Here is a 6,782-nt window from a genome sequence, read left to right on the forward strand (position 1 = left end):
CACGTGCGCGGCCGGCAAGCGCTCGCCGTACGGCCCTGGCTGAGCGGGCCGGGAGAAGACGGGTCCGCCGCGCCATGCTCGATGTCAAACGTCTCCGGATGCTCGCCGAACTCGCCAAGCGCGGCACCATCGCCCGCGTCGCCGAGGAGCTCCGCTACACCCCCTCCGCCGTCTCCCAGCAGCTCTCCCAGCTGGAACGCGAGGTCGGCGTGGCCCTGCTCGAACGCCACGCCCGCAGGGTCCAGCTCACGCTCGCCGGGCGCGTGCTCGCCGAACACGCGAACCGGGTGCTGGAAGAACTCGAGACGGCCGAGCACGCCGTGCGCGACGTCGAGAACCTCCGCGCCGGGCTCCTGCGCATGGCCACGTTCGCGACGGCGGCGAACGAGCTCGTGCCCTCCGCCATGCGGCTCTTCCGGTACAAGTACCCGCACATCTCCATGACCCTCACCGAGATGGAGACGGAGCTGGCCCACGAGGCCGTCCTCCTGGGAGACATCGATCTCGCGATCACGTACCAGTACTCCCACTCACCGCACCCGGAGGGGCACGGGTTCAAGCAGATCCTGCTGGGCAGGGAGCCGATGCTCCTCGCCGTCCAGCGCAACGACTCGCTCGCCACGCCCTCGAGCGTCCGCCTGGCCGACTACGCCGACGCCGAATGGGTGGGCGACATGGTCCCGGAGGGGTACTACCCCCTCACCGAGCTGGCCTGCCGCGCCGGCGGCTTCGAGCCCAGGGTCCCGTACAAGGCCGTCAGCTACCGCACCGTCCTGGGGCTCGTCGCGAGCGGGTTCGGCGTCGCCCTGGTGCCGCAACTCGCCGTCCAGCGCGAGGACGTGATCCGCTTCCTGCCCATCGAGGAACCTCGTGAGCTCGTGCGGGAGATCTTCGTGACCTCCCGCGCCTCCGACGCCAACCCCGCCGTCCGCGCCATGGTGACGCTACTGCGCCAGAGCGCCCTCTCGGCACTCCCCTGATCACCCCTGTTCAGAGCGACCTCGGCACGGCGTCGCGGATCCGGACGCCGGTCTGTGCACACTTGTGAGTACGTGGCTGCGGAGACCTCCACCTCCTCCCAAGGCCGAAGCCGGCCCCAGCGAAGGAGAGAGACGATGAAGACGATCGACGACGACATGCGCCTGATCGTGGACAGCGCGCGGCTGTCCTTCGTGGCCACCGTGTGCCCCGACGGCTCGCCCAACCTGTCGCCCAAGGGCTCGATGCGGGTATACGACGACGAGCACATCGCCTTCATGGACATCGCGTCCCCCAACACGGTGGCCAACCTCGTACGCGATCCGCGTATCGAGATCAACTCGATCGACTTCTTCCGCAGGCGGGGCTACCGCTTCAAGGGCACCGCGGAGTTCCGCGAGCCGGGCGATCCCGTGTACGAGTGGCTGCACGCCTGGCTGCTCAACCTGAACGGTCCCGGCTACCCCGCCAATCACGTGATCCTGGTGCACGTGGAGCGGGCGCTGCCGATCCTGTCTCCGGCCTACACCTTCGGCGACGCCGACGAGGACGATCTCAGGCGGGCATGGGCGCTTACGTACCTGGCGGATGTGGAAGACGGACGGTGAGCGACCCGCGAACCCTCACCAATGGGACACTGTGCCTCTAACATCCCATGACGAGCGGAGAGCGCCATGTCGTTCCAGGCGTACTTGGACAACATCGAGGACAAGACCGGACTGACGCCGCGGGAGTTCATCGCATTGGCGGAGGAGCGCGGCTTCGACGACCCGTCCACGAAGGCGGGGACGATCATCGACTGGCTGAAGCAGGACTATGAGCTTGGGCGTGGGCACGCGATGGCACTGGTCCACGTCATCAAGAAGGGCCCGAAGATCGACGCGAAGCACGTCGGCGGCTCCGGCTCCCACCGCGACGAGTCCGACACGCTGTGGCTGGACGGCAAGAAGAACCGACCCGAGGCGAGCTGACAGACGACGTGCGCCGGCGGCGATCAGCCGCTGACGTTGACGAGGGCAGTGCGTTCCGGGCCGACCAGGAGGAGGCAGGAATCGCCTTCGCCGCAGAGAGCCTCATCGAGGGGGAACTTCTTGGCGAAGGCGGAGCAGGGTTCCGGAAGGCCCGGCGACCTCGGTGGCGATCAGGAACTCGCTCAGAAGGGCAGTGACGTAGGCGATTCGGTACGCGGCCACAGGTGAGATGGCCGTGAGCACGGAAAGAGTTACAGGAAGCGACAATCCGCATGCTCAAGGTCGGGCCGGCCCACGCGCAACCGTCCCGCTCACGTGGCGATCGTGGGATCGCCGGCCCTCTGTGCCTGTTCAGTCCCCGAAGCACCGGCAGCCCCGTGCCGGAGTCGAGCACGAGGCGGTCGCCTCCCCGCACACCGCCGCCACCGCGCACCTCGGACTGTCGAGGGAGGCCGGCCTGCGGACGGATCGGGGAGACGGTCGTCGTGACCAGCCGGGCACGAGGATCCCGCACGCTCGGGTCAGTCGTCCCACACTTCCGACGGCACCGTCTCATCGGCGGGCGGCGGCTTGATGTGCACCTTCATCCCCCAGTCCGACAGGCGGACGTCATCAACGAACGCGTAGTACGGGTCATCGGCGGCGGATCGGTAGGGGCTGTCATTCGGCTGACGCCACGAAGTCCACGCCCTGCGGACGAGTTGGTCGGGGCCGAGCCACAACCGCCAGGACACTTTCCAGGTGGCGTACTTACCGGTGGGCTTGCTGCGGAAGCCGATGCTCATGGCCGGGTTCACCTTACGGAGCTGAGCGAAGGTGATCGTGCCCTGGTAAAGGGTGGTGCGCACACCGTCGTAGACGCCCGCGGGCCGTCTGTCCGTGGTGGTGGCCAGAACCGCCTTGAGCGCTGCTGGATCGCTGAGGAGGACATGGACGCCTCGGCTTGTAGGCGGAGGTTTGGGGGGCCGCGCCCCCCAAACGTCACAGCCCGAGCACCCAAACGCGCGAAGCGCGCCCACAAGCGAGGCCTAAGCATGCCAAAAGGCCCCTCCTAGATCTCCCGGAAGGGCCTTCAGACGCACAGAGCCGACGTGGGGAATCGAACCCCAAACCTTCTGTTTACAAGAACGATTCGACTCGTCCACGGGTGTCCATCGCCGACATCCTCTACAGTTCACGGCCTAGCGCGCCACACGCTCAGTCCTCGCCCGCCCATGATCGTCCACAACCGTTGATGCAAATGCGTTAGCAAGATCGGCTCTACCCCCCGCACGGCAGAAGTGATCCTTGCCATGAAGGCAGAAGCCTTCGTCCAGAGCCGATGAACAGATATCGATCTTCCCTGGCGGCGTAGACTCAACGGCATGAGCGCGGCACATGAGGAGTACGAAGACCTTCACCGCTTGGTCGACCGCTTGACCTCGACCCAGGTGCGAGCTTTGCGTGCGGTCGCGCTGGAGCTCGTTGACGACCACGTTGATCCTGAAGTCCCTGACGCCGAGCGACGGCGAACGCTCTCCTTCGCCGGGCTCATCTCGGACGATCCCGATGCGGCGCGGCGCTCAGAGGAGATCATTCGCGACCTGTCACGGCAGAGCTGATGCTGATCTGCGACACCGGCCCCTTGTACGCCGTGCTGAATCGCAAGGATCAAGAACACAGTCGGTGTCTGGCCCTCTTGGAGACCCATCCAGGTCCGCTCATCGTCCCCGGCCCTGTGCTCACCGAGGTCTGCTGGCTTCTCGAATCCCGTGTCGGCCCAGAAGCCGAGGCTCAGTTCCTTCAGTCGATCGTCACTGGAGAACTCATCCTTGAAGCGCTGACCACGGAAGACGTCGCCCGTATGATCGACCTTGTCCGGACCTACGCGGACTTCCCACTGGGTGCAGCAGACGCCTCTGTGATCGCGGTAGCCGAACGCCTCAACGCCCATGAGATCGCCACCCTGGACCGTCGGCACTTCCACGCGGTGAAGCCCAAGCACCCCAGCGCTTTCACTCTGTTGCCGTAGCTCCCTCATGTTGATCAACCGCAGTCGCCGGTGGAGTCTCTCGGAATCTGCACCAGGCTGAGTATGCGGACGATCATGTGGCATCTCCATGAGGCTCCCGCTCGGTGCCCGTTGCTGTACGGAGCTGCTGTACAACCTCGAAACCAGCCCGACAATCACCGCCGTATGCCAACAGGGCGGAGCATCCTACCGCTCCAGCAACGCCACCCGACCGGCCACGCCCTGCCCTCGTTCTCCAATGCGCTCAACGCCTCGGCTTGTAGGCGGGGGTTTGGGGGGCCGCGCCCCCCAAACGTCACAGCCCGAGCACCCAAACGCGCGAAGCGCGCCCACAAGCGAGGCCCAAGCATGCCAAAAGGCCCCTCCTAGATCTCCCGGAAGGGCCTTCAGACGCACAGAGCCGACGTGGGGAATCGAACCCCAAACCTTCTGTTTACAAGCCATTTCGAGATGATCCACTGGTGTCCACCGGCATCCACAAGACCTGCTTACAGGCCCCTGCCTCTTGATCGTCTTCTACGGCCGTCCACGCTTGTCCAGGGACGGTGTTAGCACTGCTGTTAGCAAGATCGAGCTCAGTGCCGAGGTCTTGTCGTACCTGGTGGCTACGCGCCCGGGCATGGCGGTACCCGAGACCATCCCCATTGGATACGAACCCGACTACCACACCGACGACTGGCTGGCGCGCAAACGTTGGTACGCCGTCCTGCACACCTTCGACGCTACCGGCCACTACCTCGGCTCCCGCATCGAGCGCACCGGAACGGACGCCGATCGCCGGGCGTCCGTCGACACCGCCCAGGACCTGCTGAACCAGTGGCTCAACGCGCTCCCCGGCCGTCGCTTCGGTGACATCGCTGTCCGCCCTTTCCGTCGCGAGTTCGACGACGTGCTGTTCGGTCTCGTCATCGAGACCTTCGAAGGCGATGAACACGCCGAGCTCTACCCGGACAACATCGGCTTCTACGAACCCTGGGACGGCTCTTACGACACCTGACCGCTTGATCCGTACGAAAGGCAGAGCGCTTGCGGAGTGCGCTCAACGCCTAAATTGTCGGCTGAAGTTGCACGAGGATCATCCAGCTGTCCTCGTCCTCCGCGTAGGTGGCTCGAACCCTGTACTGGCCAGGTTTGAGATCAATGATGAGCCTGTCGTCAAGCTCCAACTCCGCGCCGGGAATCGCAGAGTCGAAGAGCACGACACTCTCCTGTACTTCCCAATTCAGGTCTTCGTCATGATCCCAATCCGGCTGGTCTGCGAGGGCTCGCTTGGCCGCCGCGACCAGATCGGCTTCGGAGTATGCGGCAGCCCAGCGCACGAAGAGGCGTTCGCCGGTCAGGTAGGTCGTCATGGCGGGTTCGTCGCCGAGAACGAGGGCCTGCTGTGCACCGACGGTAACGAGGCCGATGTAGCCCTCAACGGCACAGGCCCGACCGTAGTCACCCCAGGTCTCTACGGGGCCTTCGTTGTCGCCCACACCCGCCCAATTGTTCAGCTCCGATTTCGGGACAGCGATCAGTGGTCCTCCTGCGGTGCGAACCCAGGTGTGAAGCACTGATGACCTCTCTTTCATCCGTGTAGGCATGGAAAAGCCTGAGTCCAGGCATAGCTACTCAGCCATGGTCACACGGTGCCTTGCCACGGAAGGCATCCGCGTAGGGATCCGTCCTGCCCTCGTAGATCTGGGTGATCTCCGACACCGGTTCCGTTCATTCGCGGAAACAGTCCGATCATGCCATTGGACAGGGGCTACACCTATGGCCTCCTCGCATCGCGTCTCACGCCGCATCAACCCCCTGGACAACCTGGAGCTGTACAACCTTCGACCAACCCGCCGCCTCATCACCACGTGCATTGAAATTGCCATAACCATCTAGGCACACACGTCTTTAGAAAATAAAAGAAGAGCGCCAAAGCGGCTCGAGACCCTTTGCAGCAATAAGTCGATAAAACAAAAGGGCCCTCTCGACACGAGAGGGCCCTTCAGTGCTCCGACCTGGCCATATGCCTCAGTCAAAACCAAGAGAGTTAGGCTACCGGAGCTACCAACCTCAAGTTTTTGGGCGCGGCGAAGCATATATAGCTAATTCTTTTTAGGGCAACACCACGCTTCGGTGGCGATTTATCGCCCACATATCCGCGGGCAGCGCGCCACATCAGCCAGCTCGTCCCCGCTGCGGCAAGCAGCATGCAGGCAACCTGAGACAGGGTAGGAACCTCATCAAAGCCAGCTGCGGCAGCCATGGCATTCGACAGCCCTGCCATGAAGACGTCAAGGAGCCGTACGTTGCCTGGCCGCCGATCTCTACGACGACGCGCACGACCTCCCACATGTACATCCTGACAGCTGATCTTTTGCATGAACCGGGTCTTCACACAAGATCTTGCAGACAGCCACGGCCTCTTCTTCTACGCAACTGTCGTCAGCGTTGTCGTCAGAACAACGAAAACGCCCCGGAGCAGTGATCGCTTCGGGGCATCTTGGCTGTTCAAGCTGTAGTCAGGGGCAGAGTCGAACTGCCGACCTCCGCTTTTCAGGCGAAGCAATCATCCTGCCCGGCTGACCGAGACCGTGGTGAGGGACGTGTGGACGGTGGCGGGGATGAGCCGATGTGTGGGGACGTTGTTGTCAGCGATGCTGTCACCTCAGCCATGGTCGCCCCGGTGGCAAGGCCCGACGGAGGAGGGCCTTGCCGGCGATCGCCCCAGCCGTACGACGGGTACCGAAGTCCGCGATCGTCACGGCCTCAGCCAATGTGCCGCCTTCTGATCCGTAGCCAGCTCGCGATCGTCCGCCAGCATCCACCGCCGTCACAAGCTC

At 64.1% G+C, this 6,782-nt stretch carries 8 protein-coding genes and 1 tRNA gene; 6 read left to right on the forward strand and 3 right to left on the reverse strand.

Annotated elements, in window-relative coordinates; all coding sequences use genetic code 11:
* Positions 1–98: 98 nt before the first annotated feature.
* The 3 genes from V5E28_RS45330 (at position 99) to V5E28_RS45340 (ending at position 1,949) form a co-directional block, all read left to right on the forward strand.
* Complete coding sequence (locus tag V5E28_RS45330; RefSeq protein ID WP_336216436.1) at positions 99–980, forward strand: LysR family transcriptional regulator; 882 nt, start codon at positions 99–101, stop codon at positions 978–980.
* Between the two features lie 135 nt (positions 981–1,115).
* A complete protein-coding gene (locus V5E28_RS45335; RefSeq protein ID WP_336216437.1) occupies positions 1,116–1,586 on the forward strand; it encodes a pyridoxamine 5'-phosphate oxidase family protein in 471 nt (156 codons plus the stop codon).
* 66 nt (positions 1,587–1,652) lie between these two features.
* On the forward strand, positions 1,653–1,949 hold the full coding sequence (locus tag V5E28_RS45340; RefSeq protein WP_336216438.1) for a DUF4287 domain-containing protein: 297 nt from the start codon (positions 1,653–1,655) through the stop codon (positions 1,947–1,949).
* Positions 1,950–2,470: 521 nt separating this feature from the next.
* On the opposite strand, the gene V5E28_RS45345 is transcribed toward V5E28_RS45340, so the two are convergent.
* A complete protein-coding gene (locus V5E28_RS45345; protein WP_336216440.1) occupies positions 2,471–2,734 on the reverse strand; it encodes a hypothetical protein in 264 nt (87 codons plus the stop codon).
* Positions 2,735–3,313: 579 nt separating this feature from the next.
* Here V5E28_RS45345 and V5E28_RS45350 point away from each other — a divergent pair.
* The 3 genes from V5E28_RS45350 (at position 3,314) to V5E28_RS45360 (ending at position 4,957) form a co-directional block, all read left to right on the forward strand.
* A complete protein-coding gene (locus V5E28_RS45350) occupies positions 3,314–3,550 on the forward strand; it encodes a hypothetical protein (RefSeq protein ID WP_336216441.1) in 237 nt (78 codons plus the stop codon).
* Positions 3,550–3,960: a type II toxin-antitoxin system VapC family toxin gene (locus V5E28_RS45355; protein WP_336216443.1), complete on the forward strand. Its 411-nt coding sequence runs from the start codon at positions 3,550–3,552 to the stop codon at positions 3,958–3,960. Before V5E28_RS45350 ends, V5E28_RS45355 begins: the two co-directional genes overlap by 1 nt.
* 619 nt (positions 3,961–4,579) lie before the next feature.
* Entirely contained in the window at positions 4,580–4,957 is a 378-nt protein-coding gene (locus V5E28_RS45360; RefSeq protein ID WP_336216444.1) for a hypothetical protein, read from the forward strand.
* 49 nt (positions 4,958–5,006) lie between these two features.
* Here V5E28_RS45360 and V5E28_RS45365 read toward each other — a convergent pair whose 3' ends face one another.
* Together V5E28_RS45365 and V5E28_RS45370 are read right to left on the reverse strand one after the other, a co-directional pair.
* A complete protein-coding gene (locus tag V5E28_RS45365; protein WP_336216445.1) occupies positions 5,007–5,546 on the reverse strand; it encodes an Imm21 family immunity protein in 540 nt (179 codons plus the stop codon).
* A gap of 912 nt (positions 5,547–6,458) precedes the next feature.
* A tRNA-Phe gene (locus tag V5E28_RS45370) sits at positions 6,459–6,527 on the reverse strand.
* Between the last annotated feature and the right edge of the window lie 255 nt (positions 6,528–6,782).

The organism is Nonomuraea sp. LPB2021202275-12-8 (assembly GCF_037044575.1).
GTDB lineage: Bacteria > Actinomycetota > Actinomycetes > Streptosporangiales > Streptosporangiaceae > Nonomuraea.